Annotated in this window: 29 protein-coding genes; 9 read left to right on the top strand and 20 right to left on the bottom strand. The window is 62.5% G+C overall.

Annotation, left to right across the window (positions count from 1 at the left end; all coding sequences use genetic code 11):
- Positions 1-138 precede the first annotated feature (138 nt).
- Positions 139-1,035, top strand: coding sequence for a LysR family transcriptional regulator (locus tag ACE103_RS17055; RefSeq protein WP_375780385.1), 897 nt, complete (start codon positions 139-141; stop codon positions 1,033-1,035).
- Between the two features lie 8 nt (positions 1,036-1,043).
- Here ACE103_RS17055 and dusA read toward each other — a convergent pair whose 3' ends face one another.
- Positions 1,044-2,003 (bottom strand): tRNA dihydrouridine(20/20a) synthase DusA, encoded by a 960-nt coding sequence (gene dusA, locus ACE103_RS17050; RefSeq protein ID WP_375780384.1) that lies wholly within the window; start codon positions 2,001-2,003, stop codon positions 1,044-1,046.
- Positions 2,004-2,174: 171 nt separating this feature from the next.
- Here dusA and ACE103_RS17045 point away from each other — a divergent pair, with 171 nt between their 5' ends.
- The gene (locus ACE103_RS17045; protein ID WP_375780383.1) at positions 2,175-2,651 is read left to right on the top strand and encodes a hypothetical protein; all 477 of its coding nucleotides are present in this window, start codon (positions 2,175-2,177) and stop codon (positions 2,649-2,651) included.
- 387 nt (positions 2,652-3,038) lie between these two features.
- Here the strand turns inward: ACE103_RS17045 and ACE103_RS17040 are convergent, their stop codons facing one another.
- Positions 3,039-3,254 (bottom strand): hypothetical protein, encoded by a 216-nt coding sequence (locus ACE103_RS17040; RefSeq protein ID WP_375780382.1) that lies wholly within the window; start codon positions 3,252-3,254, stop codon positions 3,039-3,041.
- Between the two features lie 198 nt (positions 3,255-3,452).
- Between ACE103_RS17040 and dinB the strand changes: the two genes are divergently transcribed.
- Positions 3,453-4,556, top strand: coding sequence for a DNA polymerase IV (gene dinB, locus ACE103_RS17035; protein ID WP_375780381.1), 1,104 nt, complete (start codon positions 3,453-3,455; stop codon positions 4,554-4,556).
- A gap of 23 nt (positions 4,557-4,579) precedes the next feature.
- Here the strand turns inward: dinB and ACE103_RS17030 are convergent, their stop codons facing one another.
- On the bottom strand, positions 4,580-4,741 hold the full coding sequence (locus tag ACE103_RS17030; protein WP_375780380.1) for a hypothetical protein: 162 nt from the start codon (positions 4,739-4,741) through the stop codon (positions 4,580-4,582).
- Between the two features lie 84 nt (positions 4,742-4,825).
- Between ACE103_RS17030 and ACE103_RS17025 the strand changes: the two genes are divergently transcribed.
- The gene (locus ACE103_RS17025; protein WP_375780379.1) at positions 4,826-5,053 is read left to right on the top strand and encodes a hypothetical protein; all 228 of its coding nucleotides are present in this window, start codon (positions 4,826-4,828) and stop codon (positions 5,051-5,053) included.
- 29 nt (positions 5,054-5,082) lie between these two features.
- On the opposite strand, the gene ACE103_RS17020 is transcribed toward ACE103_RS17025, so the two are convergent.
- Entirely contained in the window at positions 5,083-5,415 is a 333-nt protein-coding gene (locus ACE103_RS17020) for a hypothetical protein (RefSeq protein ID WP_375780378.1), read from the bottom strand.
- A gap of 152 nt (positions 5,416-5,567) precedes the next feature.
- Here ACE103_RS17020 and ACE103_RS17015 point away from each other — a divergent pair, with 152 nt between their 5' ends.
- Entirely contained in the window at positions 5,568-5,882 is a 315-nt protein-coding gene (locus ACE103_RS17015) for a hypothetical protein (protein ID WP_375780377.1), read from the top strand.
- Between the two features lie 682 nt (positions 5,883-6,564).
- On the opposite strand, the gene ACE103_RS17010 is transcribed toward ACE103_RS17015, so the two are convergent.
- The 16 genes from ACE103_RS17010 to ACE103_RS16935 all read right to left on the bottom strand — a co-directional run bounded on the left by ACE103_RS17010 (position 6,565) and on the right by ACE103_RS16935 (position 20,157).
- The gene (locus ACE103_RS17010; RefSeq protein ID WP_375780376.1) at positions 6,565-7,359 is read right to left on the bottom strand and encodes an enoyl-CoA hydratase/isomerase family protein; all 795 of its coding nucleotides are present in this window, start codon (positions 7,357-7,359) and stop codon (positions 6,565-6,567) included.
- A gap of 33 nt (positions 7,360-7,392) precedes the next feature.
- The gene (locus ACE103_RS17005; protein ID WP_375780375.1) at positions 7,393-7,722 is read right to left on the bottom strand and encodes a hypothetical protein; all 330 of its coding nucleotides are present in this window, start codon (positions 7,720-7,722) and stop codon (positions 7,393-7,395) included.
- Positions 7,723-7,729: 7 nt separating this feature from the next.
- Positions 7,730-8,920 carry an ABC transporter substrate-binding protein gene (locus tag ACE103_RS17000; protein ID WP_223973535.1) on the bottom strand — a complete coding sequence of 397 codons (1,191 nt, stop codon included), beginning with the start codon at positions 8,918-8,920 and terminating at the stop codon, positions 7,730-7,732.
- Positions 8,921-9,625: 705 nt separating this feature from the next.
- On the bottom strand, positions 9,626-9,925 hold the full coding sequence (locus tag ACE103_RS16995; RefSeq protein WP_375780374.1) for a RidA family protein: 300 nt from the start codon (positions 9,923-9,925) through the stop codon (positions 9,626-9,628).
- A 107-nt stretch (positions 9,926-10,032) separates the two neighbouring features.
- On the bottom strand, positions 10,033-10,827 hold the full coding sequence (locus tag ACE103_RS16990) for an enoyl-CoA hydratase/isomerase family protein (RefSeq protein ID WP_375780373.1): 795 nt from the start codon (positions 10,825-10,827) through the stop codon (positions 10,033-10,035).
- Between the two features lie 12 nt (positions 10,828-10,839).
- Positions 10,840-11,658, bottom strand: a complete 819-nt coding sequence (locus ACE103_RS16985) for an ABC transporter permease (RefSeq protein ID WP_375780372.1) — start codon at positions 11,656-11,658, stop codon at positions 10,840-10,842.
- Complete coding sequence (locus ACE103_RS16980; RefSeq protein ID WP_375780371.1) at positions 11,655-12,431, bottom strand: ABC transporter permease; 777 nt, start codon at positions 12,429-12,431, stop codon at positions 11,655-11,657. Before ACE103_RS16980 ends, ACE103_RS16985 begins: the two co-directional genes overlap by 4 nt.
- A complete protein-coding gene (locus tag ACE103_RS16975; protein WP_375780370.1) occupies positions 12,424-13,203 on the bottom strand; it encodes an ABC transporter ATP-binding protein in 780 nt (259 codons plus the stop codon). The genes ACE103_RS16980 and ACE103_RS16975 overlap by 8 nt, the downstream gene beginning before the upstream one ends.
- A gap of 22 nt (positions 13,204-13,225) precedes the next feature.
- A complete protein-coding gene (locus ACE103_RS16970; protein WP_375780369.1) occupies positions 13,226-14,170 on the bottom strand; it encodes an ABC transporter substrate-binding protein in 945 nt (314 codons plus the stop codon).
- A gap of 46 nt (positions 14,171-14,216) precedes the next feature.
- Positions 14,217-14,609 carry a RidA family protein gene (locus ACE103_RS16965; RefSeq protein WP_375780368.1) on the bottom strand — a complete coding sequence of 131 codons (393 nt, stop codon included), beginning with the start codon at positions 14,607-14,609 and terminating at the stop codon, positions 14,217-14,219.
- A 28-nt stretch (positions 14,610-14,637) separates the two neighbouring features.
- Positions 14,638-15,351 carry an ABC transporter ATP-binding protein gene (locus ACE103_RS16960; protein ID WP_223973551.1) on the bottom strand — a complete coding sequence of 238 codons (714 nt, stop codon included), beginning with the start codon at positions 15,349-15,351 and terminating at the stop codon, positions 14,638-14,640.
- Positions 15,348-16,112, bottom strand: coding sequence for an ABC transporter ATP-binding protein (locus tag ACE103_RS16955; RefSeq protein WP_223973553.1), 765 nt, complete (start codon positions 16,110-16,112; stop codon positions 15,348-15,350). Before ACE103_RS16955 ends, ACE103_RS16960 begins: the two co-directional genes overlap by 4 nt.
- A 10-nt stretch (positions 16,113-16,122) precedes the next feature.
- On the bottom strand, positions 16,123-17,001 hold the full coding sequence (locus ACE103_RS16950; protein WP_375780367.1) for a branched-chain amino acid ABC transporter permease: 879 nt from the start codon (positions 16,999-17,001) through the stop codon (positions 16,123-16,125).
- Between the two features lie 12 nt (positions 17,002-17,013).
- Entirely contained in the window at positions 17,014-17,886 is an 873-nt protein-coding gene (locus ACE103_RS16945) for a branched-chain amino acid ABC transporter permease (RefSeq protein WP_375780366.1), read from the bottom strand.
- 23 nt (positions 17,887-17,909) lie between these two features.
- Positions 17,910-19,037 (bottom strand): ABC transporter substrate-binding protein, encoded by a 1,128-nt coding sequence (locus ACE103_RS16940; protein ID WP_375780365.1) that lies wholly within the window; start codon positions 19,035-19,037, stop codon positions 17,910-17,912.
- 79 nt (positions 19,038-19,116) lie between these two features.
- Positions 19,117-20,157 carry a LacI family DNA-binding transcriptional regulator gene (locus tag ACE103_RS16935; RefSeq protein ID WP_375780364.1) on the bottom strand — a complete coding sequence of 347 codons (1,041 nt, stop codon included), beginning with the start codon at positions 20,155-20,157 and terminating at the stop codon, positions 19,117-19,119.
- An 80-nt stretch (positions 20,158-20,237) separates the two neighbouring features.
- Here ACE103_RS16935 and ACE103_RS16930 point away from each other — a divergent pair, with 80 nt between their 5' ends.
- Genes ACE103_RS16930 through ACE103_RS16915 form a run of 4 tightly spaced genes read left to right on the top strand, consistent with a single transcriptional unit; the run spans position 20,238 to position 24,194 of the window.
- Entirely contained in the window at positions 20,238-21,383 is a 1,146-nt protein-coding gene (locus ACE103_RS16930; protein WP_375780363.1) for an acyl-CoA dehydrogenase family protein, read from the top strand.
- A 16-nt stretch (positions 21,384-21,399) separates the two neighbouring features.
- Positions 21,400-22,935 (top strand): AMP-binding protein, encoded by a 1,536-nt coding sequence (locus tag ACE103_RS16925; RefSeq protein WP_375780362.1) that lies wholly within the window; start codon positions 21,400-21,402, stop codon positions 22,933-22,935.
- Positions 22,936-22,945: 10 nt separating this feature from the next.
- Complete coding sequence (locus ACE103_RS16920; RefSeq protein WP_375780361.1) at positions 22,946-23,725, top strand: citryl-CoA lyase; 780 nt, start codon at positions 22,946-22,948, stop codon at positions 23,723-23,725.
- Positions 23,726-23,735: 10 nt separating this feature from the next.
- Positions 23,736-24,194 carry a thioesterase family protein gene (locus ACE103_RS16915; protein ID WP_223973569.1) on the top strand — a complete coding sequence of 153 codons (459 nt, stop codon included), beginning with the start codon at positions 23,736-23,738 and terminating at the stop codon, positions 24,192-24,194.
- Positions 24,195-24,196 lie beyond the last annotated feature (2 nt).

Genomic DNA, 24,196 nt, shown 5'->3' with positions numbered 1-24,196 from the left:
CCAGTCTTCGCGCCGGAACCACTGTCTCGATCATGCGCCGATGACCACGCGATATCAAACCCGGCAGGCCTTTCGCGCAGCTTCCGCGGAAGCGCGCGGACCAACGTCCGGCTGACCGTGACCGATCGCGACGACGTCATGGATCTGAGGCGGCTGGTCTACTTCGTGGCCGTCGCCGAGGAATTGCATTTCGGCCGTGCCGCATCGCGGCTCGCGATCGCCCAGCCGCCGCTCAGCCGGCAGATTGCGCAGCTGGAGAGCGATCTCGGCGTCGTGCTCATCGACCGGAGCCGGAGCCAGATCCGGCTGACCCAGGCCGGCAGCGTTCTGCTGGAACGTGCGCGCGATGTGCTGGAGCGGCTTGACCGCACGCATCGCGAGATCAAGCGGATCGGGGAAGGCTTTTCGGGGCACCTGCGTGTCGCCTTCGTAGGATCCGCGACCTATGGCGTGCTGCCCAACGTGATCAAGGCGTTTCGCTCGGCCTATCCTGATGTCGAGCTCGCGCTGTCGGCGATGAACAACGCCGAGCAGAAGCGCGCGGTGATCCAGCGCGAGATCGATATCGCGGTCGCCCGCCCCTCGCTCGACGACGAGGAATTGAAGTCGGAGCCGCTGCTGCAGGAGCCGTTGATCCTCGCGCTATCCGACACCTCGCCGCTGCTCGAGCAGAAGGTCACGCTTCTGGCGGCGCTCAAGGCCGAGACATTCGTGCTCTATCCGCGCAAGCCGCGCCCGAGCTTCGCCGACCACATCCTCAATATCTGCCTCGAAGAGGGTTTCATTCCGAAATCGCAGGTGCTGGCCCAGGATTACCAGACCGCGATCAGCCTGGTATCGGTCGGCGTCGGCATCTCGCTGGTGCCGCAATCCGTCTCGCAGGCGGACCGCCCCGGCGTCGCCTACCGCGCCTATGAGGGGCATAATCCCGGCACCGCGCTGTCGCTGAACTACCGGCGCGACAACCGGATGCCCCACCTCTTCAACTTCCTGAAGATTGCGCACGACGTCACGCGGCGGCAGCGCAAGCAGTAACCGCGGTCTCAGGCCGCGACCGCCGCAGGCGCGCGGTCGTCAACGCGCGCGATCGCGTCGCGCAGCACGTCGATCCCGGCGCCCGGCCGAACGCCGTTCTCCGCAAGATGCCTGCGAAATGCGCGCGCACCGGGCACGCCATGGAAGGCGCCGACGAAGTGGCGCGTGATCGAATGCAGCCGCGTGCCTTCAGCCAGTTGCCGCTCGATATAGGGCAGCATCGCCGCGAAGACGTCCTTCATCGCGGGGTACGGCGGCGTTTCACCGAACAGCTCGGAATCAACTGACAGCAGCCGCCACGGCTCCTGATAGGCCGCCCGCCCCAGCATCACGCCATCGACATGCGCCAGATGCTGCTTCGCTTCCGCGATACTCGTGATGCCGCCGTTGATGATGATGGGCACGTCCGGCAGCGCCGCCTTGAGGCGATAGACGCGATCGTAGTCGAGCGGCGGGATGTCGCGGTTCTCCTTCGGCGACAATCCGTTGAGCCAGGCCTTGCGCGCATGCACGACGAGCGCATCCGCGCCGGCTGCAGTCACGCCGCGCGCCAGCGCATCGAGCGCGACTTCCGGATCCTGGTCGTCGATGCCGATCCGGCACTTCACCGTCACGGGAATCTTCACCGCGCGCTTCATCGCCGCAACGCCTTCGGCGACCAGCGCGGGCTCTGCCATCAGGCAGGCGCCGAACCGGCCGTCCTTCACCCGATCGGACGGACAGCCGACATTGAGATTGATCTCGTCATAGCCGAAATCCTCGCCGATCCGCGCCGCGGTCGCGAGATCGCGCGGATCGGAACCGCCGAGCTGCAGCGCCACCGGATGCTCGCTGGCATCGAAGCCGAGCAGCCGCGCCCGGTCGCCATGGATCACAGCACCCGTGGTCAGCATCTCCGTATAAAGCCGCGCCCGCCGCGACATCAGGCGATGGAAGACCCGGCAATGCTTATCCGTCCAGTCCATCATGGGTGCCACGGAAAAGCGATAGTCTTGCGATTTCAATTGATTACCGTAAGCTCTCAATGGGATGTGCCAAGAACGAACCACCTTCAAACTTGCCGAATTTGCACACGTTTGTACCCGTTTTGACCTCTCAACACACACATATCGCACACGATCTGGGGAATGCACACGGCCATGGCCAGCTTTACTCAGTTGCCGTCTGGGAACTGGCGCGTCCAAGTTCGCCGCAAGAAGCGATATGTGGCAGAGACTTTTCGACGCCGCAAGGACGGCGAGGAATGGGCGCTCGACATGGAGCGCAATATTGATCGCAGCGGGTCACCCAAACCGCGCGCTGCCGTGAAAGCCAAAACCTTTGGCGACATCATCGATCTTCACATCCAGGACATGCATGAAGTCGGCCGCCCACCCCGCCGATCTAAGGCAGCTGTGTTGGAGGCTCTCAAAGAGGATCTCGGATCCACTAAGCTGCCTCGGCTCGACCGTGAACGACTGATCGAATATGGCAGAAAGCGAGCGAAGGAAGGCGCCGGCCCGGCCACGCTGGTAATCGACATGTCATTCATCAGAACACTCGCAACGCACGCCGCGGCGATCCATGGCATTGAGGTTTCGGCCCGGCCGCCAGCGCTATCCTCGCTCATGCCTTGAGATACAAAAAGCTCGACCGCGAAACTGCGGTTGGGTCAGCGATGCAATCAAGTCAACGTTCATGCCCGACATCCAGCGAGGGCGTAGTCTGGTCCCTACTGCAGCCCTGTCCTCGTCGAGGTGACCAATCGTTTCGCGAGGTTGCGATGATGATAACCATGCTGCCGAACATCGTCCCGAATACTGTGGCTGACAGACCGCACGACGCGCTTCTGCTTGCGCCACCTTCCGGCGATTGCGGGAGGTATCGAGTCGCCTCGAGCAACAACCAGGAGCTCGTTGCTCCTGTTCAAATAAATATCGTACATAAGATATCCCACCTTGTGTCCGAACGCGCAGAAGTTCGGATCGGGTTTGACGGGGGGAAGCAGACCCGGCCTGGCGCAATTAGGCCGGGCGGCGTTCCAGCAATACGTGCAGCGCCTTTCGCGCAACGTACTCGAGAGCTCCGAGCGTCTTCCTCCCTTGCCGGGCCGCCCGCAGCAGCCTTCGCGCAACGAATTTCCTGGTTTCGTGGTCGCCACTACCGTTCGGAAGATCACGGCAAACGTCATCCAGAACAACGTCGAGGTTAGCAGTCGTCCGGTCGTCAAATTTCTTCATGGAAATACCCACCACGAAAACAAGAAAGACAAAACTGGCAAGGACCCGATGGCCTCAACCTGGAGGCGGCGTGGCCGAATTCCGATAGCAAGTCCGGGAAGATGACGCTTGCGGCGTCCAGCGAACCAGTTCGGAGCGTGACTTTTCCCCGCTTTCCCCGCCGTTCCCGCACATCGAAGCGTTTGATATTGTCTGCCAATGAGTTCGCCGGACCCGGCGCGGGACAGCGACAATGCCCCACCGCGCAAGATCATCCATATCGATATGGACGCGTTCTACGCGTCGGTGGAGCAACGGGACAATCCCGCCTTGCGTGGCAAGCCGCTCGCCGTGGGCGGCTCCGCAGAACGCGGCGTCGTTGCTGCCGCGAGCTATGAGGCCCGCAAGTTCGGAGTTCGCTCGGCGATGCCCTCAGTCACGGCAAGGCGTCAGTGTCCAGAGCTGATTTTCGTCAAACCTCGCTTCGAGGCCAACAAGGCCGTCAGCCGGCAGATCCGGGACATTTTCGCGGAGCACACGGAAATCATCGAGCCGCTGTCGCTGGATGAGGCATATCTCGATGTCACTGAGAACTTCCAGAAAATCGCGCTCGCAACGGAGATCGCTACCGCCATCAGGGCCAAAATCCTCTCGGAAACCGGCCTCACGGCTTCTGCCGGGATCTCCTACAACAAGTTCCTGGCGAAGCTCGCGTCCGACCATCGCAAGCCCAACGGTCAGTTCGTTATCACACCGAGGATGGGGCCCGCCTTCGTGGAGAATCTCCCCGTCGATAGATTCCACGGCATCGGCCCGGCGACGACAGCCAGGTTCAACGGCCTCGGTATCTTCACCGGGCTAGACATCCGCAATCAGACGCTCGAATTCATGAACGCCAGTTTCGGCAAATCGGGTGCCTACTACTACTGGATCTCGCGCGGCGTCGACGAGCGTCCGGTCAGAGCAAACCGGATACGAAAGTCCATCGGCGCAGAGAATACATTTTCGACCGATTTGACGACGTTCGACGCCCTGGCAGTCGAGCTCCAACCGCTCATCGACAAAGTCTGGCGGCATTGCGACAGCACCGGCAACCGCGGGCGCACCGTAACGTTAAAGTTCAAGTTCTTCGATTTCGAGGTCATTACGCGCAGCAAATCGGTCTCGACCCCGATATCTAACCGGGCTCACCTCGAGCATTTGGTTATCGACCTGTTACGGCACGAGATGCCCCTGCCGAAATCGGTTCGTTTGCTAGGCATCTCGTTGTCCGCGCTCCATGACCAGGGCCGTGAGGAACCTCAACTCGATCTGCCGATCTAGGCGTCCCCTGATAGATGCAACCTTCAAAATCGCGCCGGGTTGCGCAGGCGGTCGCCGGTGAACTGACAGAAGCGGGAACTGCCCTTGCGGAACGGGTTTGTCATGGATAGGAAATTCCAGCAGGTTCCGCGCTCAAGCCATCGAACGACCTGCGCTTGCCACGGAACCACTTCGAGCGCTTCCAATTCTTTTCCCGCTGGACACCGGGCAGGAATTGGGCCGATTCTGGCGATGATGAGAAGTCACCATCCCCAGTTCGGCCAATGGACATGAAAACGCAAAAGCTCGCGGCCCTTGGTATTCTCGCGATGTTCACCGCAATCCCGGCAGCGTCCGCTCTTACCTCGGATGATATCAAGGCAAGGCTTGAGGCCGCCGGCTATTCGCAAATACGCGAAGTGCCATCCGGCAAGATCAAGACGTTCAAGGGAACACGGGCTGGGAAGGAACGATCCATCCTCGTCGACAGCACCGGCCATATCCAGGAAATGCAATAGAGCTCCTGAGGCGGGCGTCATCGCAGGCATCACACGCGCAGCAGCAACGAGATCTCTGTACTCGTAAATGTCCTCTCTGGCGTCAGGACGACCATGTCTGCGACAGTCATCGAGCCCGGGTGGCTATACACATACTTGACGTGCCAAAGCGGCCCGATGTCGGGCGAGATAGTAAAATCTCCGGATTCGAGCGCGCGGGCAATCGCCCGAACTGCGGCGCTATTCTTGATCGGCAGCGAGAGTACGGCATCGACAAGCGCCGCAAGGGTCACGCCATCGGCCAGAAAGATGCGAGCGACCTCATCCCCGTGCGCCTCCCGGAGGGCCGACACGATTGCGGCGACGGCTTCCGGGTCCTTCACTCTGCGTGCCTTGTTGAGTCATGAGACGGTCAAAGCCACCCGGACTTAGCCGGAGACCTGATGGTCTTATAGGCCAAGACTGTTCTCGTTGGTAACGCAAGGCTAATCAATCTCAGTCCGTCCCGCGTACGGACTTTTTGCCTGATTCTGGAATGGCCCTTGTTCTGGAATGGCCCTTGCCGGCCGCAGCGTTCGTAAGCATCTATCATCCCCAGGCAACTCACTATCCTGGCGGTAACAAGATGGACCTGACCGAAATCGAGGACTACGCGATACAGGCAAGGATGGCTCTCATGGTCGGCGCGGCAACATTTGACCGAGTGTTTACTGGCATCCGCTTTGCGGAGGTCGACGGGTGCCTTCTGTATGTCTACGTAAGTGACGAGTCGACCGCAGCGGAGATCGAGGACAAGTTCGCCCTTCAAATCGCGATCGTCGCTTCGCAAATTATTCGGCCGGGAAATTGATGTCGTTGTCGTGTTGCCGAAGGTCCTTCAATGACGATGCCCCGCCGGGTGCCCGCTAATGCGCGTCGCCGCGGTGGTCAGAGGGCAGCATGAACGGCCCGCTGCATGTCGCAGATTCGCGGCCTCGACGGCCTGAACACCGTATTGATCCGGATTTCGGGAGAGACAGGACGGTCACAATATAATCCCTGCCGATGTTACCGTGACTTGCGAAGCATTTTTCACCGTTGAGTTTTTGCAGGCCTATTGCAGCCGGCGGAAAAGGACCGCTCTTCGGACGGTCCTTTTCGATTCCAAAGCCCGATTCAACGGTCATTGCGGGGACTCGCTTTTGACGAAGGAGCAACTTGCTCGAGATGCCTCAGAGATATTTCGACTGCTGCGAGCATTCCGCTCGATCAGAGACCGGGCAACGCGGCAGCACGTTATCGAGGTTGTCGAGGCAATGGCCGATGGCCGCACAACCGACGAGGGTCCCGACAAGGACGGAAAGGACAGGGGCCGAACGCCGTCACGAACCTGAGAACCGACCTCATTTTGAGATGGTGCGCCACGACGTCATTCCCGCTCATGTACAGTTTCAGAATGCTATCGTCGAGCGATGAAGACCTTTCAGCCTCGTGAGCCAGGTTTCAAGCTTACCGATTTGGGCGTTGGCCTGCCTGAGGGAAGCCGTGTGACACTAGAGCTTCTGGATTTCGGCCGGTGGCCGGCCGGCCCGCAGGCCTTCCCGAGCTGAGGCTGTCTTCATGACGGTGGAGAAGCTTTTGCGCTCGTCAGCCAGGCCTTCGGCCAACGGACGGTCGAGAGCAGACCGGGTAAGGCGCTTGGCGAAGGCCAGGCCCTCGGCACCTCGGCTCGACAGCTCAGCCCCGATCTCAAGGGAACGCGCGAGCGGATCGGCGACGACCTCATGCACAATTCCGATTTCGTGCGCCCGCGGTCCCGTCACGGTCAGGCCACAGAGGATCATCTCGAGCGCCCTCGCCTCTCCGACAATCCTGGGCAAGCGCTGTGTACCGCCACCACCAGGAAAGATACCGATGCGCGTCTCCGGTAGCCCGATCGCCGTGACGGTGCTTCCGGCGATACGCAGGTCGCATGCCAGCGAAAGCTCGAAGCCTCCCCCCATGCACAGGCCATTTATAGCCGCAATGACCGGCTTGTCGACGGCTGCAATCGCATCCGTCAGCGCGTGGAAACCAGGTGGTCGAGGACCAGGCGACGGCGGGGCGCGAGGCGCGAGGCGCTCAATCGCATCTGCGGCCTCAGAGAGCTCTTCAACGTCGTAGTGACGGATGAAGATGCCAGGTAAGCCCCCTGTAATGACAATGACTCGTACCGATGGGGCTATCCCTGCAGCGGTGACCGCATCGAACATCTCGGCCGCCCCGGCGGCCGTCATGGTGCCGAACGGGGCGTTGGCATAGGTGATAACACGGACCGCGCCGCGATCCTCGCTGGAAACAAGAGACATGGCCTACCCTCACCACGACGGCTCGCCGGACAGTCACGCATCGGCGGCGTACCGCCCAGGATGCGCTCGGGCTCCGGACCGATCAAGACTTGGAGCGCCAATATTACCATTGCAGCCGAGCTGATTAGCCCCAGACTCCTGCTTCCCGGCATGCGTTTTTCCGACGCGCGGGAGTTTCTGGAAATCGGACAACAGGCTCGCATTCTCGTAAGACCCGACGAAGAGTGCTTCGTTCTGGTCGAGGATCTTCAGCGGCTCGAGGCAAAATAAGGTCACCTGCCCATTGATCGACATCGACCCGGCAGATGATCCCGGATCGGCATTCGTATGGATGACCGCGAGCAATGCGCGGCCATCCTTCATGTTTCCCCTACTTCACCTCGTCCCAACTGGTGCCGTTGAACTTCTGCAGTACCACGTATGTCACCACGCGATAGTCCGTCGGGCTTGTGTTGATCAGGCTGCCGGGCAGCAGTAAGCCAAGGCGGAAGTTCTTCAGGTTCGCGGCCTGCTTCATGATGTTCTCCCGGGTCAGGTCGTCGCCGCACTGGCGCAGCACCTGCTCCAATGTTTGAGCTACGGCATAGCCGGCCACGGTCAAGCTGTCGTTGGTATCGGTGCCAGGCATGTTCTCCTTCATCCAGGCCCTCCACGCAACGATATCAGGATCGTTGGCCCAACGGGGATCGGTGGCATCCTTGATAAACCCCGCGGTCATGATGCCCACCGATTTATCGATCCCAGCGGGCTTGAAAGTCGCTCCGATTGAAGCGGCTCCAAGATGCAGGAAAGTCTCCGGCTTCCACTTCAGATCCCACATCTTGCTGATCGCCTGCGCCGCCTGCTTCGCGTACGTGAAGAGAAAAAGGGCATCGGCGCCCGCGTTCTGCAGGATCACCATCTGACTGTCGATGGTTGGATCAGTCGGCTGAAAACCCTGGACGCTGACAATCATCTTGTCGGCGTCCGGCCCAAGCCCGTCCTTGAGGCCGGCGATCAAGTCCTTGCCGAAATCGTCGTTCTGATAGAGGATTCCGATTTTCGGATGGGGGTTATGGGCTAGCAGGCTGCTGGCATAGAATTTCGCTTCGTCGTGGAGGTTGGGCTGCCACCCCATCGTCCAGTGAAAATGCTCGGGGTCGTTGAGCGCCGACGAGCCTGCGGCCGGAAACAGTTGCGGCACGCCCTGCTTATTGAGATAAGGACGGATCGCCATGTTCAACGGCGTGCCGAGGACGCCGAAGATCAACGCGACCTCGTCACCCTCGACCAGGCTCCGAACGTTCTCGACCGCTTTCGGCGGCGAATAGCCGTCGTCCCGGCTGATGAAAGTGATCTTGCGGCCGTTGATACCGCCCTTGGTGTCGTTCAACCACTTGAAGTAGGCCGCTTCGGTCTTGCCGAGCACCCCATAGGCCGAGGCGGGTCCGCTGTAGGCGATCGTCTGCCCAACCTTGATCTCGCTATCGCTGACACCGGGACCATACTTTTTCTCAGCCAGAGCCTGCTGAGCAAACAAAACGAACGCCGCGCCGATCAGCGCGGTGACGCGAATGGACATTGGCTTCCTCCCGATTTTCTTTGTTTTAGCGCAGCAATTTTGACCGAACGCCACCGGCTTGGCAATGACCGCGCAGGCTCACATCGCCCCAGAGCGACAGCTAGTCTTTCGCGAATCTTGAACCGGCCTCAAGCCAACCGGAAGCATCTAAGCGGTCGTCGGAAAACAACTGGAGTAGTGCAAGATTGGTTGGTGAGCAGCGGATGAGCTTCCCCCGCCGACCGCGTCTCATTGGAAACCAAGTACCACGACCGCGACGGCGATGCGTACTTCGCGATGATGTTCAGGGTCGAAGATACCTGCGGAACGGATGCGGACGCGATAGCGAACTCGAACGTCGGCATGGATCGTCTCACGTTCAAATCGCGAAGCCGCCCCCCGCTCCGGCCTCAAGCGGCTTGGGCTATGCATGCTGTGCAAGATACGTCCTACGGCTTGCACGGCGACTGGTTTATTGGACAAGCAGTGGAGCGGAGAGAGTGTGTCAATCCCCATTGAAAGATAACGGACTTTTCGACCTACCGGACCAAGGCCTACCATTGGACCAACGGCCAAATGCGGAGGTTTCGGCTCCAACAACAGCCAATTTGATCTTGAGCCGGGCGAGGACGGCCGGAGAGGCCTCAAGATGTGGCTTGGGTCCTGTCCAATTAGCCTGCAACAAGAAAATGGCCTCAGCGTATATGCTGACTCGGTCTCGGTGCGTCATCGAGACGGCACGAATGCCATCGCCTCGATCTCCACGCGCGTACCGATACCGAGGAGCGACCCGGCTCCGATGGCGGTGCTGGCCGGCGGCTCCCTGGCGTCCATGAATATTTCGACGCGAGCCCGGTTGAAGCCGTCATAGTCGGCGAGATCGGCCAGAAAGGCCGTGGTCTTCACGACATCCGACAGCGAGGCGCCATACTTGCCCAGCACGCGCGCGATGCGCTCGAAGATCCTGCGGGTCTGGAGCTCGATGTTATCGCGTGCGTCCTCATCGACGCAAAGGCTTCCCGACAAGAACAGCAGATCTCCACTCGGTCCGAGCGGGACGCGGCGGGCTGGTGAAAATCGCGGTCTGTTTTCCTGTGACGTCGACATGAGACTGAACCTTCCTTTGATGTCGTCTACTTTTCAGCTGCTGTGGCGTTGGCAAAGGCCGGAGGCCGCCGTTCAGCGAAGGCACGAAGCCCCTCTTCCGCATCGGCCGTTTGAAGCAGTTGCCTTTGCAGAGCGCCTTCCAGAACCAACCCTTCCTCCAGCGAGCCGTCCAATCCGTACTGGACGGCTCGCTTCGCGGCCTTGACTGCGAGCGGCCCGTTCGCCGCGATGCGCTTGGCTACCGCAAAGGCGCTATCGAGTAGCGCGTCGGCAGTGACCACGCGGTTCACGAGGCCGATCCGCTCGGCGCGCTGCGCATCGATCGGCTCACCGGTCAGGATCATCTCCAGGGCGCAGCCCATGGGGACGAGCCGCGGCAACCGCTGGGTACCGCCGCCGCCCGGCAGCACACCCCACCGCACCTCCGCCAGGCCAAACCGCGAGTCCGGTGTGCAGACGCGAATGTCGCACGCCATCGCCAGCTCTAGCCCGCCGGCGATGCAATGGCCCTGGATCGCAGCGATGACCGGCTTGGTGATCTCGCCAGCGAGCGTCATGCCGCCGAAACTGATGGTGCTTTCCGTGCCATGCAGGGCGTGCTCGCGGCGCCACGGCATATACGTCTTCAGATCGCCGCCGGAACAGAAGGCACGGCCGCCCGCGCCGGTCAGGACAGCAACCAGCAAATTCGGGTCCGCCTCGAACTCCTTCCAGACCTCGGCGAGCGCACGATCGTGCTCGACATCGAGGGCGTTCATGGCGTCAGGCCGGTTGATCGTGACGAGGGCGACAGCGCCCCTTCGCTCAAAGTCGATGGACATGATCTGTTTCCCTTAGGACCGCCCCTGAGGCATCAAGGCCCAGGATTCGAACGCGGCAAGCACCGCGTTGATGATGAAGCCGAACGAGCCGACGACCGCCAGCAGGCCGAAGACCTCGGCCGCGTTGAAATTGCGCTGCGCCATCAGCAGCAGCGCGCCGAGCCCCGGCATCAGTGTCAGCATCTCCGCGAGCAGCGATACGATGATCGCCAGCGGCGCGGCGACGCGCACGCCCGTCAGGATCGACGGCAGCAGCGCCGGCAGGAAAATCTTGGTCACCTGCGCGATCGCACCGAGCTGGAGCGATCGCGCAACCTCGAGCAAGGTCGGATGCAGCGACCGCACGCCGGAGGTGGTATTGAGCAGAACCGGCCAGAGCGCCGCGAATACGATCACGAACAGCTTCATCTCTTGATTGACGCCGATGAGCAAGGCCGCCACCGGCACGATGGTGGGCGGCGGCAACGTGCGCAAGAATTCCAGCGTCGGCCCGAGACAGCGCTCCAGAGCCGGTGAGGCGCCGATCAGCCCGCCGATGCCGACGCCCAGTCCCGTGGCAAGAACGAGGGCCGCGACGACCGACTGGAACGTCGCCAGCACCGCGGGAGCAAGATCTCCCGCGGTGGTCCGGTCAATCAGGGCGGCCGCCCACGTCGACGGCGGCGGAAAATACGGTGAACGCGGATCGCCCAGCACCTGCCAGAGCAACAGCAAGACGATCAGCGGCAGCAACCCTTGCAGGGCCGACCATGTGTTGGCCGCCGCATGGATAGCCCATCGGCGTCCCCTGCCAGCGGCAATGGCTTGTGCGGGCGCGTTGGTTGCGATCATGATTGCTGAAGCTCCCGAATGCCGGGAAACAGCCGCGCGAAGGTCAGTCGCAGGCACGCGTTGAGGAGAACGCCGAGCGTGCCCGTCGCAACCAGATAGCCAAACATCAGGCCCGGCTGGAGGGCCTCCTGCGCGGTCACCAGCCCCCAGCCAAGCCCGGCCGGATTGCCGACCATCTCCGCGATAACAGCGACGACGAGTGCGAGCCCGAGCGCGACGCGCGCGCCGACCATGGTCGCCGGCAATACTGCGGGAAGGATGACCTTGCCGAGCCGCTGTGTTCGCGACAGATGCAGCGTCGCGGCCGTATCGAGCAGCCTCGGGTGAATCGCCTTCGCCCCGGCGACGGCGTTGACGATGACCGGCCACACGCTCGCGAAGACGATCACGGCGATTTCCGTGGTGACGGTGAAACCGAACAGCAGAACCGCAACCGGAACGAACGCCACGGCCGGCAAGGGCCGGAGCAGCTCGAGCGATGCGCCGAAGAAGCGATGGACGATCGGCGAGAACGCGAGTGCGAAGCCTATGGCCGCGCCAAGCACGCTCGCGATCGCCCATCCGGCCAGCGCGCAGGCGACGGTGTGCACGGAATCGGCGATGATCTGGCCGGATCGGATCGCGCTGTAGAGCGCCTGGGCGATCTCCGTCGGCGCCGGCAGGAATTCGAACCGGGTCGCGGCAGCCCTGACGCCGACTTCCCAAGCCGCGAGAAGAACCAAAGCGGTCGCGAGCGCAGACGGGTTGAGCGCGCCCCTTGAGCGTCTAAGCATGGATCTCATGGCGAAACGCCTCGTAGAGCTGATGACGCAGCCGGAGATATTGGGGAAGCTCCTTGGTCTCGATCTGGTCGCGCGGCCGCGGCAGGTCGACGCGGATGCGCCGCGCGATGTGGGCCGGACTGCCTCTCAGGAGAATGATCGTATCGCTGAGATAGATCGCCTCCTCGATATCATGGGTTACGAACAGCACGGTCGCGCCGGTTTCGGCCTGGACCGCCAGAAGCTGGTTCTGGAGCGAGGCCTTCGTCATCGCGTCCAGCGCGCCGAACGGCTCGTCCATCAACAGCGCGCTCGGCTCCATGGCAAGCGCCCGGGCGATCTGCACCCGCTGCTGCATGCCACCCGACAGCCGCCACGGGTATTCATCCTTGAACCGGTCGAGGCCGACCATGCGGATGGCATTCTGAACCTTGTTATCGAGCTCAGCGTCGCGCAGGCGCCCTTCCACGCCGAGCGCGACGTTTCTTCGCACGGTTCGCCACATCAACAGGGCGTGCCCGTAGTCCTGGAACACCATGGCCATGCCGGGCACCGGTGATCGGACCTCCCGTCCCTCGTAAGCGGCACGACCGGAGCTGTAGGGCGTCAGCCCGGCCAGCGTCCGCAAAAGGGTGGTCTTTCCAGTGCCGGAGCCGCCGAGGATCGAGACGAACTCGCCTCGTCTGACCACTAGATCGAGATCCTCAATGATGCGGCGAACACCCGGCGCACCGGGCAGATCGATGCAAAGGCTCTCGCACTGAAAACTGGGTTGGGTTGTCATGATCGCCGCCAGCCGTCCGGGGTCACTTCAGCACGAGGCTGGATGGGTTCAATTCTGCGGAGAGTTGCCCGGTCTCCCGCATCGCCTCGATCCACGCCGAGATGTGCGTTGCCGTCAGAGCTGTGCTGTACGTCGGCAGCACGATGCTCTCAATCACGTCCTTCGGCAGCCGGGTCCATTTGGCGAGGACCTCGCGCGCTTCGACTTCGTGAGCTGCGATATATGCTCTCGCCTCTTCGAGGGCGGCGACATACCGCGCGATCGCTTCGGGATTGGCCCGCGCCCAGGTGCCGTTCGCCATCCAACTGGTCAGCGTAACGGGATCGCCGACCTGTAGCATCGGATCGCCAAGGTCGACGTGGCCCGCCTTGTTGAGCGCGCTGACGAACGGCTCAACCTCTTCGACTGCGTCGATACGTTGCGCCTTGAGCTGGTCCACCATGTTCGGGAACATCATCTCGATGAAGCGAACGCCTTTCGCATCCACCCCGCCGCGCTTGAGCGCAAGCAGAGTTGCGATGTGGACGACGCCGTTGATCGACGGCGTCCCGATCGTCTTGCCGATCAGCTGGCCGATCGAGGTGACGCCGGATTGTTTGCCGGCGATGAGGCGCATCTGCCGGTTGGCGGCGGTCTCAAGCGTATTGCCACACACGCCGACGACATCGAGGCCGCTGGCTGCCGCCTTCACGATATCGATTGCGGTGGCGCCCGAAATGTCCAGCTGGCGGCCGAGCGCACCGATCGTCGTGGAGAGGTTCTGGACCGACATGATTTCGACGTCGAGCCCCTTTTCCAGAAAGATGCCCTTGTCCTTCGCAACCCAGAGCGGAAGCCAGGCCGACGAGATCACCGAAGCGAGGCGGATCTTGATCGGTGCTGCGCCACCTTGCGCGAAGACACGCGATGGTTGGACTGCGGCCGTGCCGAGCAAGCCGAATATCATGGAGCGCCGCGTGGGCATCATGCTTTCCTCCGTGTTGTGCGTTATTGCTGTCGAGTGCGCCTGCCATTCAGGCCGAAGCAAGCGCGACGGCTTCGATCTCCACCAGCAATCCGAAATGAAGGGACGCCACGCCGGCAACCACCCTCGCGGGCCGGATGTCGCCGATCCAATCGGCATAGATCTGGTTGAACGCCGGCCAGGAGTTCATGTCGGTCACGTAGATGCGCACCTGGACGAGCCGGCTTCGATTGGTCGCGGCAGCTTCCAGGCAGGCATCGAGATTGGCGAGCACCTGCTCGGCTTGCTGCGCGAACGGCCGGTCGGTCATTGGCCTGCCATTCACGTCGACCGGAAGCTGCCCGGACACGAACACGAGGCCGGCGGCCGTGCAGGTGTGGGAATAATGACCAGCGGGCGGACGCAGCCGCTCACTGTTTGCGAATACGATACTCTGCTGCATGGTGCTGCCTTCGATGTCGGTCTTCAGTTCAGTAGAACTGCATCAGGACCTTGTTGTCCGCCAATGCTTCGGGACTGGTCTCGTGGATGATCGCGCCGGAGCGCATCACCAGCACGCGATCCGATATCTTGAACGCTTCTTTCACATTCTGCTCTACTAGCAGGATCGACAGCCCGAGCTGCTGCTGAAGTTGCCGGATGGGCTGGAGCAGGTCCTGGAACAGCTTCGGCGCCAGTCCGATCGACGGCTCGTCCATCAGGAGGCAGCGGGGACGGCTCAGCAGGGCGCGCGCGATGCTGACCATCTGCTGCTGTCCACCCGACAACGTGCCCGCGCGGCGGGCGTGGAATGTCTTGATGCGGGGCAGGATCGACATCACCCACTCGATCCGCTCGGGCCGTTCCCGCTGCGGCACGCCGGTTGCCCACATCGCGAGCTGGAAGATTTCATCGACGGTGAGGCCCGGAAAAATTCCGCGGCCTTCGGGCACAAGGCCAATGCCCAGGGCCGCCATCTTCTTCGGTTCCGGTTGATGCAGGCGCTGGCCGTCCACCGAGATCTCGCCGCCCTGGCGTGTGACCACGCCGAACAGCGCATTCATCAAGGTCGACTTGCCGGCGCCGTTGTGACCGACCAGGCAAAGCACCTCGTTCTTTCGGATCTGAAGGCTGATATCGTCGAGGACGACGCGGCCGCCGTAGCCGACGCGGAGATTGTCAACGCTGATGAGAGCATCGGTCATGAGTTGCGCTCGCCGAAATAGATGGATGACAACTCCGGATTTCCGAGAATCTCCTCGGGTTCGCCGTCGGCGAGAAGCCGCCCCTGATCTAGGAAGCTGATCCGGTCGGAGATGCTGACGACGATCTCGAGGTTGTGCTCGATGATGCAGATCGTGATGCCGCGGCGAACCTCGCCGCGCAGCAGCGTCACGAAGCGCTCGTAGGATCTCGGATCGAGCCCGGATGCCGGTTCGTCGAGAAGCCACATTTTGGCCTTCGTGGCCATGATCCGCGCCATGCTGAGGAACTTGCGCTCCGCATAGGCGAGATCGTTCGCGCGCACGCCGGCGTTGTGCTGCAAGCCGGTCGCCTCGAGGATCTCGTGGACGCGCTGGTGGCGCTCCGCGCCGCTGCCGGCCTCGGATTGCCAGAACCAGGCGCTCTTCTCCATCACCGTAAGCACGTTCTCGAACACCGTCATGTGCGAGAACAGGCGCAGATCCTGGAAGGTCCGGGCGACGCCGAGGCGCGCGATCTTCCACGGTGCGGTACCTACGATCGATTCGTCCTGCCAGCGGATGTCGCCCGAGGTCGGTCGCAGATGTCCGGTGATCAGGTTGAAGAGCGTGGTCTTGCCTGCCCCGTTCGGGCCGACCAGCGTGGTGATGATCCCTTCGCGCAGACGCAGCGAGACATCCTCGACCGCCTTCACGCCGTCGAAACTCTTGGTGAGATTGGCGATCTCGAGAAGCGTCGCCGGGGAGCCTGGAGCTTTCGACACTTGCAGCACCTCAGACCTCCCCTCGCTTTGCGCCCATGAGGCCGTCCGGCTTGAAGATCATCAGCAGGACCATCGCCAGCCCATAGACCATCTGCTGCACGGATCCGATTTCGGTGCTGGGGAGGAACGGCAGATAGGTCAAGGCGGCTGGCAGCAACGTGAGAAGAACCGCGCCGACGATCGGTCCCCACACGGTTCCGATGCCGCCCACGATCACCATCGCCAGGAACAGCGTCGAGGCATCGATGGTGAAGCTCTCGACATTGATGAAGCTGAGATAGTCGGCATACAAAACGCCCGCCACGGCGCAGACCGCGGTCGAGTAGAACACTGAGAGCGTCTTGATCAGCGCGACATTCTTGCCGAACGCCAGCGCGGCCGATTCGCTGTCCCTGATGGCCTTGAGGCTGCGACCGAAGCTCGAACGGACGATCGCCCTGGTCAGCACGACCACCAGGGCCAATGTCACGCCGGCAAGGCCGAGGAACTGGACGGGATCGCTGAACGCGTGTCCTGCGATACTCGCTGGCGGGATGCCGACCAGGCCGCCGATACCGCCCGTGACGGACTTCCACTCCGAGAACACCGTTGCGGCGAGAACCTGGAAACCGAGCGAGGCCGCCACGAAGTAGTCGCCCCGCACCCTCAGGGCAGGCAGGGCAAGCGCCGCCGAGATCGTTCCAGCGATGAGCATCGCGGCCGGCAGTTGAAGCAGCAGCGCGTCCGTCCACTGCAAGGCAATGAATGCCGCGACATACGCGCCGACGCCAAAAAACACCGCATGGGCCAGCGAGAAGATACCTGCATATCCCATGATGAAATTCAGAGTGATCGCCAGAATGGCGTTGATGCAGACCAGCGTTGCAAGGTTTACGAGATAAGCGATCACGACACAGATCCTTCAGCTAGTCACGACGCGGCCGAAGAAGCCCGACGGACGCAGCACGATGAACGCGAACAGGATGAGGAACGTGACCGCCTCGCTCCACTGCGGATCGAACCGCCACAGCGCCAGGTTCTCCGCAATGCCCAGCAACAGCCCCGCGCAGGCTGCTCCGCGCAGGCTGCCGACGCCGCCAACGATGGTCGCGGCGACACTGATCAGCATCACGCGGCCGCCGATTGCCGCATTCAGCCCCGAGGTCATGCTGGTGAGCACCGCGGCGGGAACCACGAGCAGCGAGCCGAGCGCGAACGCGCATGTCGACACCGCCTTCGGATTCAACCCAAACGTCCGCACCAGCGCGGGGCTCTCGGACAGAGCCCGAAGCGCGATCCCGATATTGGTTCTGCCGAGAAAGAGCTGGAGCGCGACGAAACACACCACCGCGGTGACGACGGCAATCCCTGCAGTCGGCGCCACGTAGAGCCCAGGCAATGTCTCGACGCTCCTGCTCAATGCCGAAGGCACCGAAATGAAGCCGCGCCCGAATACGGTCCCGATCAGGTTCTGAATGACGACGGCGACGCCGAAGGAGCCGACGAAGATCGTGAAGAACGATCCGTCGGTGCTCTGGATCGGCCCGTAGACATAGCGGTCCAGAACAACTCCGAACAGCACGACCAGGATGCAGGCCGCAAGGATCGCGAACGGCCACCAGACCAGGAGAACCGCGAAGAGATAATAGAATACGTAGGCACTGATCGCGAAACTCGCGCCGTGAGCAAAGTGGAAGATCTTCGTGGCCCCGAAGATCAGCGAGAAGCCGACCGCGGTCAGGCCGTAAAGCGCCCCGACCTGAATCCCGTTGATGATGAGTTGGAGTAGCAGCATGGGTCCTCGCACCGGCGCCAGAGCTAGTGAACCGCAACGGTCTCGACGACGGCCGGCTCGCCAGCCACTTCGTTGATCTGCATAGCCGATCGGATCGTGCCGTCCTTCTCGAAGGTGACACGCCCGCCGACCAGATCGAACGCGCCGATCTCGCGCCGCTTCGTCAGGAGATTTTCGCCCGTGATCGGCAAGCCAGCCTTCTGCAAGGCCGACGCCAAGGTCCCGTAGAGGAGCACGGCATTGTAGTAGTTCGCGGCGTAGGCGGTCGGCGCCCGGCTGGTCCTGGCCTGGTACTCCCGCGTGAAGCGCCTTGTCACCGGATCGTCGGAATTCCAGTCGATCCGCTGCGTCGTGAACAGCGCCCCTTTCGCTTCGGGAAGGCTGGCGATGGCAGGGATCGCAAACCCCGAGTAGCTGGCGAGCTGTTGCGTGACGCCGTTGTCGCGCAATTGCTTGATGATCTGCGATTGCTGCGCGCCGAACGAGGCGACGTAGACGACGTCCGGCTTGGCATCGCGCACCCGCGCCGCCACTCCGCTGAATTGTTGGGCATTGGACGACACCGACAGCGCCTCGGCCAAGGTTGCGCCGAGCGAAGGCAGGCTGGATTCGAGTTCGCGCTTGATCGATTGGCCAAGCGGGTCGTCGACATAGACGAGGACAAACCGCTTCAATCCCCGCTTCCGCACCAAATAGGGCGCCATTGCCCGCACCTCGAAATTGGCGAGCGGGATGACGTTCCAGAAATACTCACCAAGCTCGGCAAGGTCGGGGCCGACCCCGCCGCCATTGACGGCAACCGTACGGCTCCGCGTCGCGGTGGTCGAGATCGCCTTGGACACGCCTGTGAACGCCGAGAGCACGTAGCTCACCTTCTCGACGTTCACGAGCTTGTTCATGGCGATCACGCCCTGCTGCGGGAGCGCCTGGCTGTCCTCGTAGGCGATCGATAGCCTCCCGCCGAGGGCTTTTGTGTCGTTGAGATGCGAGACCGCAAGCTCAGTCGCCCCCATGTAGAGATCGCCGTAATCGGCGTTTGCGCCGCTCAGGGGGAAGATCGCCCCGATGCGAAGATCCTGGGCTGAGGCCCGTCCGGCGAGCGCAACAAGCATCGAAAACGCAAGAACCGCGACTTTCCGCAGAGGCCACATCGCAAACTCCCGATTTACGAAAACGATTTCGTAAACTAGTTCGCAGCAACCCGGCTTGTCAAGCGACAGATGTCAGCTTTCAGATTTCGCCGGCCGCGACCAGTTGGCTGCCGTGAGACGAGCGCAGAATCAGCTCGGGCGACCAGATTTCCTGCAATTCCTTGGCCGAACGGCCGTCCATGAGGGCCAGAAGCAGATCGACCATGCGGCGCCCTGCCTCGAATGTCGGCGCGGAGAACGTGGTCAGGGGCGGGTTCAGATAGGGCCCGAGCGGGTGGTTGTCGCAACCGATCACCGGAATATCGACGCCTGGGCGCCTGCCCGTCTCCGCGATCGCTTGCATCGCGCCGGTGGCGATCAGGTCGTGACCGCACATGATCGCCGTCGGCGGATCGCTCAGCGCAAGGAGCCGACGGGCGCCGTTCAGCCCCCCCTCCTCGCTGGTGCCAGTCTCGACAACGAGATCGGCATCGAACGGCAGCTTCGCCGCCTTCAAGGCCGCGCGATAGCCTTCCTGCAGCAGATGGCTGATCATGAGGTATCCCGGCGTGCTCAACAGCCCGATCCGGCGATGTCCAAACCCTATGAAACGCGCCGTTCCATTGCGGCCGGCGACCGTTCGGTCGATATCCACGAAGGGAAACGGCTTGCCGGTCTCGCTGCGGCCCAGCGCGACAAACGGCACGTTGCGCTCCTGGAGATAGCGGATCCGGGGGTCGTCGCGACGCGTGCGGCCGAACATCACGCCATCGACCCGCTGCCGCTCGACCAGGCGGCGGAAGCTATCGAGCTCCGTCTCCAGCGTTCGACCTGCGACGATGATGAGCTGAAACGGGGTCTGACTGAGATTCTGGTCGATCCCCATCAGCAGATCCAGGAAGAACGGATGCGCAAAATGGGTCTGCGGCGGCGACAGCACGAAGCCGATCGTCTCGGACGTTTGCGTGCGAAGCCGCCGCCCCGCCGGATCCGGAGAAAAGCCAAACTTCTCCGCCGCTTCCAGCACGCGCCGCTTCGTCGCATCGCTCACGTCGCCGCGGTCATTGATGGCCTTGGAGACCGTCGACACGGCCAGCCCCAAGTGCCGGGCAAGTTCTACGATGTTGATCCGCTGCTTCATTCCAGCCTCTTGCTGCCAACACTTGACACAGGAGCTCGCCGGCGTCTAGGTTGTTTACGAAATCGTTTTCGGAGCTTTCCATGATCGACCTTGCCTCGCATGAGATGACGATGCTCCGCCAGACGGTGCGAGGATTTGTCCGCGACCGTCTGGAGCCGCTCGAACAGCAGATTGAGACCGACGACAACGTGTCTCCGGACTTGCTGGCCAAGCTGCGCAGCGAGGCCGCAGAGCTCGGGATCTATGGCTTCAACCTCCCGCCCGAGCTCGGCGGTTACGGCCTTCCGGTCGCGGCACAGGTCGGAATCCTGGAAGAGGTCACCCACACCTCCGTTCCGCTGTCCGAGGTGGTCGGGTTCCTGCCGCTCTCGCTGATCCACCTCAATGAGGAGCAGCGCGCCCGCATCCTTCCCGATCTCGCGTCCGGTCGCGTGACGATGACGTACGCCCTCACCGAGCCGGATGCCGGGTCGGATTTGAGCAGCATTCGAACCAGGGCGGTGAAGGTCGATGGCGGCTGGCGCCTCGAGGGGGCCAAGCAGTTCATCTCCAACGTCGAGACTTGCGACTACGTGATCGTGCTGGCGGTCAGCGATCACACCGCTTCCCTCAAAGGGCGCCTGACCACGTTCATCGTCAAGCGCAGCAATCCGGGGCTCGTCGGCATGACGCGCTACAAGAAGATGGGGTGGCACGGCTATCATCTGAACGGCTTCTCGCTCGAGGACTGTTTCGTTCCGGATGCGGACGTTCTCGGGTGTCCCGGCGACGGCTTCATGGTCATGATGGCCTCGATCAACCACGACAGGATCCTTTCTGCCTGCCGGTCGCTGGGACTGGCGCAACGCGCGCATGACATGTCGATCGCCTATGCGAAGGAGCGTCGCGCCTTCGGCTCGCAGCTTGCGAGCCATCAGGCCATCCAGTTCATGATCGCGGACAATGACGTCGAGATCGAAGCGACACGGGCACTGATCTATCGTGCCGCCGCCTTGTGCGACCAGGAAGATTCGTCGTCGCGGATCGCCGTGTCCAGGGCCAAATTATACGCCAGCGAGATGGGATGCCGCGTCGTCGATCGCTGCCTCCAGATCTTCGGCGGGATGGGTTACATGTGCGAGCTCCCCATCGAGCGATTCTATCGGGATGCCCGCGCATTCCGCCTGGGCGAAGGCACATCCGAGATGCAGCGAATTCAGATCGCTCGCCAGGCTCTCTCAAACTGACACGCAGGGGATTACAATGATTGGCGCGCCAAGCCCGTTTTTCGGGCTGCTCGATAACGATGTCGAAGCGCCGGCGATTTATCTCGGCGAATATGTCGCTACGCGCCGGGAACTGGCCGAGGCGTCGAAGCGCGCCGCAGCGTTTCTGCATAGCCTCGGCTTGACGCGCGGCGACGTGATCGCGCTGTGGCTCCCTGATGGCCCGACCTGGTTGCAATTCCTGTTTGCCGCCGCGCATCAGGGGATTCTGGTGGTTCCGATCAGCACGAGATACCGTCGTGCCGAGGCGCTCCATGTGATTGCATTGTCCCGTGCGAAGGCGGTCGTGGCTGCGAGCAGCTTCCTCGATGTGGCCTTCGCGCAGATCGTGCGTGATATCCAGGGCGAGGTCCCTACGCTCGCCCACGTCATCGAGATAGCCGACCCGGGCCGTTTCCATCCGGGTGCCGATGGCCATGTGGAAGCGGGGGGCCGGCCGCAAGACCTGCTGTGCACGTTCAGCACCTCCGGAACCACCGGTGCGCCGAAGCTCGCCGTTCACGACCAGCATAGCTGCCGCAACCACGCGCATATCGTCGCTTCCGCATTCAACATCCATTCCGGCGACACGACGCTGTGCGCATTGCCGCTCTATGGCGTGCTGGGATTCGTCCAGGCCATCGCCACGCTGGCGGGTGGCGGCGCCTGCGTTCTGCTTCCGGTCTTCAAGGCCGCCGAAGCCGCCTCGGCGATCGAGCGACATGCGGCAACCCATGTGTTCGGCTCCGACGGGCTGCTGGATGCCGTCTTCAACGTGCCCGCGGCGAAACTCTCGACGCTGCGCGCCGGAGGTTTTGCCGATTTTGCCGGCCTGACCGACCGCGTGATGAGGACCGCCGAAGACAAATGGGGATTGCGCCTCGTCAGCGTCTACGGCTCGTCCGAAGGCTTTGCTCTCATGGCCGCGCGCTCGCCCTCCGAACCGATCGAGGTCAGGTCGCTGCCCGGCGGCCGTTTGCTGTCCGGCGAGATGGCTTTGCGCATCGTCGAGCCTGAGACGGCAACGCCGGTGGCATCCGGCGCAACCGGCGAATTGCAGATCCGCGGCTACAATGTGATGCCCTGCTATCTGAACAACGAGGCCGCAACCGCGCAGGCGTTCACCTCCGACGGCTGGTATCGAACCGGCGATTTCGCCTATGCGGACGAGGACGCTTTCGTTTTCCTGTCGCGCATCGGCGACGGCCTCCGCCTGCGCGGCTATCTGGTCGATCCCGGCGAGATCGAGAGCTTTCTCTGCCGGCATCCGGAGGTGTCCGCCGCGCAGGTCGTCGGCGTGCGCCTCGAGGGCGAAGGCGACGTTGCGGTCGCCTTTATTCGCTCCGACCGTGAACTCGGCGAGACCGAGCTGCTCGCCTACTGCCGCGAAGGCATCGCCAACTACAAGGTCCCGCGTCGCATCGTTCAGGTCGACGCGTTTCCGGTCATCGACGGCCCGAACGGCACCAAGATCCGCAAGGCGGCGCTGAGGGAGCACGCCTCCCGGCTGCTCAGCTCCGCTCCCATCACCTGACGAGGTTGACATGAAACGCCACGAGATCAAATCCGACATCGCCTGGGCGACTCCCACGCAGATCAAGGTCCACGGGCTCGATCTCTGCTCCGAGATCGTCGGTGTCGTCGATTTTGGCCAGATGGCCTTCCTCGAGATCTTCGCCCGACTTCCGGACGCGAATGAAGCGCGCATGTTCAATGCCATGATGGTGATCCTGGTCGAGCATGGAATCACACCCTCCTCCCTCGCCACACGCATGACCTATTGCGGGGCGCCGGAAGCCGTGCAGGCCTCGGTCGCCGCTGGACTGTTGGGGCTCGGCTCCGTGTTCGTCGGCTCGCTGGATAACGCGGCGAAGATGCTCCAGGAGGCCTTGCCCGACCCGCAGGCGTTCGTCAACCTGAAGCAATTGGCGGTCGACATCGTCAGCGCCCACAGGAGCCGGCGCGAGATCATTCCGGGGGTCGGCCACCCCTTCCACAAGCCGATCGATCCACGCACGCCGGCCCTGTTCAAGGTCGCGCACGAAACCGGCTTTGCGGGCCGCTATGTGGAGCTGATGGAGAACATCGGCGCGGAGGCAAGCCGGCAATATGGCCGACCACTGCCCCTCAACGTCACCGGCGCGATGGCAGCCATCGCTTCGGAGTTCAAGCTGCCCTGGAAGATGTGTCGCGGCCTCGCCGTGGCAGCTCGCGCAGTCGGGCTCGTCGGGCACATCATCGAAGAAATGCGTCAGCCGATGGCCGAGGAGATCTATTACCGGATCGAGCACGAGGCCACCGAACACTCCCGCCCGCGCGAGTGAGGAGTGACCGATGCACGAGGACCCGGTTTCACGCCCCCCTTCAACGCCACGGCTCACGCCGGAGCACTTCCGGTTCTGGAGTCTGGAAAAGCTGCGCAATGCCGACACCGATCAGTTCCGGCACGTCAACAACGCGGCGATCGCCAGCTTCCTCGAAGGCGGCCGCATGGAGCTGTTCGCGGAGCCCGCGATCAGCCGCCTCATGGACGGCCTCAACGTCGTGGTCGGACGGCTGACCATCGAATTCCACAGTGAGGTCTTCTATCCGGGTGAGGTCAACATCGGCTCGACGGTCACCTCTGTCGGCCGCTCCTCCTTCGAGGTCCTGCAAGGCGTCTTCCGCGCCGGGGCATGCGTAGCCTCTGCTACGGCCTCCTGCGTGCTGCTCCAGGCCGGGAAGCCGCATGCCATTCCGGACGACATCCGCCGGCACCTCCTCGGCGACTCCTCCAAATCCGCAAGAGCCTGACC

This window comes from Bradyrhizobium sp. ma5 (assembly GCF_042258955.1).
Taxonomy (GTDB): Bacteria; Pseudomonadota; Alphaproteobacteria; order Rhizobiales; family Xanthobacteraceae; genus Bradyrhizobium.
The sequence above is the reverse complement of the archived record's forward strand: the minus strand, read 5'-3'. Positions and strand labels throughout refer to the sequence as shown.

Excerpts from the sequence above, each read along its gene's own strand:
- ACE103_RS16935 (WP_375780364.1), bottom strand. The coding sequence starts at position 20,157 with ATGAAGCAGCGGATCAACATCGTAGAACTTGCCCGGCACTTGGGGCTG.
- ACE103_RS16945 (WP_375780366.1), bottom strand. The coding sequence starts at position 17,886 with ATGCTGCTACTCCAACTCATCATCAACGGGATTCAGGTCGGGGCGCTT.
- dinB (WP_375780381.1), top strand. The coding sequence starts at position 3,453 with ATGAGTTCGCCGGACCCGGCGCGGGACAGCGACAATGCCCCACCGCGC.
- ACE103_RS17000 (WP_223973535.1), bottom strand. The coding sequence starts at position 8,920 with ATGTCCATTCGCGTCACCGCGCTGATCGGCGCGGCGTTCGTTTTGTTT.
- ACE103_RS16965 (WP_375780368.1), bottom strand. The coding sequence starts at position 14,609 with ATGCAGCAGAGTATCGTATTCGCAAACAGTGAGCGGCTGCGTCCGCCC.
- ACE103_RS16925 (WP_375780362.1), top strand. The coding sequence starts at position 21,400 with ATGATTGGCGCGCCAAGCCCGTTTTTCGGGCTGCTCGATAACGATGTC.
- ACE103_RS17055 (WP_375780385.1), top strand. The coding sequence starts at position 139 with ATGGATCTGAGGCGGCTGGTCTACTTCGTGGCCGTCGCCGAGGAATTG.
- ACE103_RS16930 (WP_375780363.1), top strand. The coding sequence starts at position 20,238 with ATGATCGACCTTGCCTCGCATGAGATGACGATGCTCCGCCAGACGGTG.
- ACE103_RS17015 (WP_375780377.1), top strand. The coding sequence starts at position 5,568 with ATGGCCCTTGTTCTGGAATGGCCCTTGCCGGCCGCAGCGTTCGTAAGC.
- dusA (WP_375780384.1), bottom strand. The coding sequence starts at position 2,003 with ATGATGGACTGGACGGATAAGCATTGCCGGGTCTTCCATCGCCTGATG.
- ACE103_RS16915 (WP_223973569.1), top strand. The coding sequence starts at position 23,736 with ATGCACGAGGACCCGGTTTCACGCCCCCCTTCAACGCCACGGCTCACG.
- ACE103_RS17045 (WP_375780383.1), top strand. The coding sequence starts at position 2,175 with ATGGCCAGCTTTACTCAGTTGCCGTCTGGGAACTGGCGCGTCCAAGTT.
- ACE103_RS17005 (WP_375780375.1), bottom strand. The coding sequence starts at position 7,722 with ATGAAGGATGGCCGCGCATTGCTCGCGGTCATCCATACGAATGCCGAT.
- ACE103_RS16960 (WP_223973551.1), bottom strand. The coding sequence starts at position 15,351 with ATGACCGATGCTCTCATCAGCGTTGACAATCTCCGCGTCGGCTACGGC.
- ACE103_RS17040 (WP_375780382.1), bottom strand. The coding sequence starts at position 3,254 with ATGAAGAAATTTGACGACCGGACGACTGCTAACCTCGACGTTGTTCTG.
- ACE103_RS16920 (WP_375780361.1), top strand. The coding sequence starts at position 22,946 with ATGAAACGCCACGAGATCAAATCCGACATCGCCTGGGCGACTCCCACG.
- ACE103_RS16970 (WP_375780369.1), bottom strand. The coding sequence starts at position 14,170 with ATGATGCCCACGCGGCGCTCCATGATATTCGGCTTGCTCGGCACGGCC.
- ACE103_RS16940 (WP_375780365.1), bottom strand. The coding sequence starts at position 19,037 with ATGTGGCCTCTGCGGAAAGTCGCGGTTCTTGCGTTTTCGATGCTTGTT.
- ACE103_RS16985 (WP_375780372.1), bottom strand. The coding sequence starts at position 11,658 with ATGATCGCAACCAACGCGCCCGCACAAGCCATTGCCGCTGGCAGGGGA.
- ACE103_RS16975 (WP_375780370.1), bottom strand. The coding sequence starts at position 13,203 with ATGACAACCCAACCCAGTTTTCAGTGCGAGAGCCTTTGCATCGATCTG.
- ACE103_RS17010 (WP_375780376.1), bottom strand. The coding sequence starts at position 7,359 with ATGTCTCTTGTTTCCAGCGAGGATCGCGGCGCGGTCCGTGTTATCACC.
- ACE103_RS16980 (WP_375780371.1), bottom strand. The coding sequence starts at position 12,431 with ATGCTTAGACGCTCAAGGGGCGCGCTCAACCCGTCTGCGCTCGCGACC.
- ACE103_RS16990 (WP_375780373.1), bottom strand. The coding sequence starts at position 10,827 with ATGTCCATCGACTTTGAGCGAAGGGGCGCTGTCGCCCTCGTCACGATC.
- ACE103_RS17025 (WP_375780379.1), top strand. The coding sequence starts at position 4,826 with ATGAAAACGCAAAAGCTCGCGGCCCTTGGTATTCTCGCGATGTTCACC.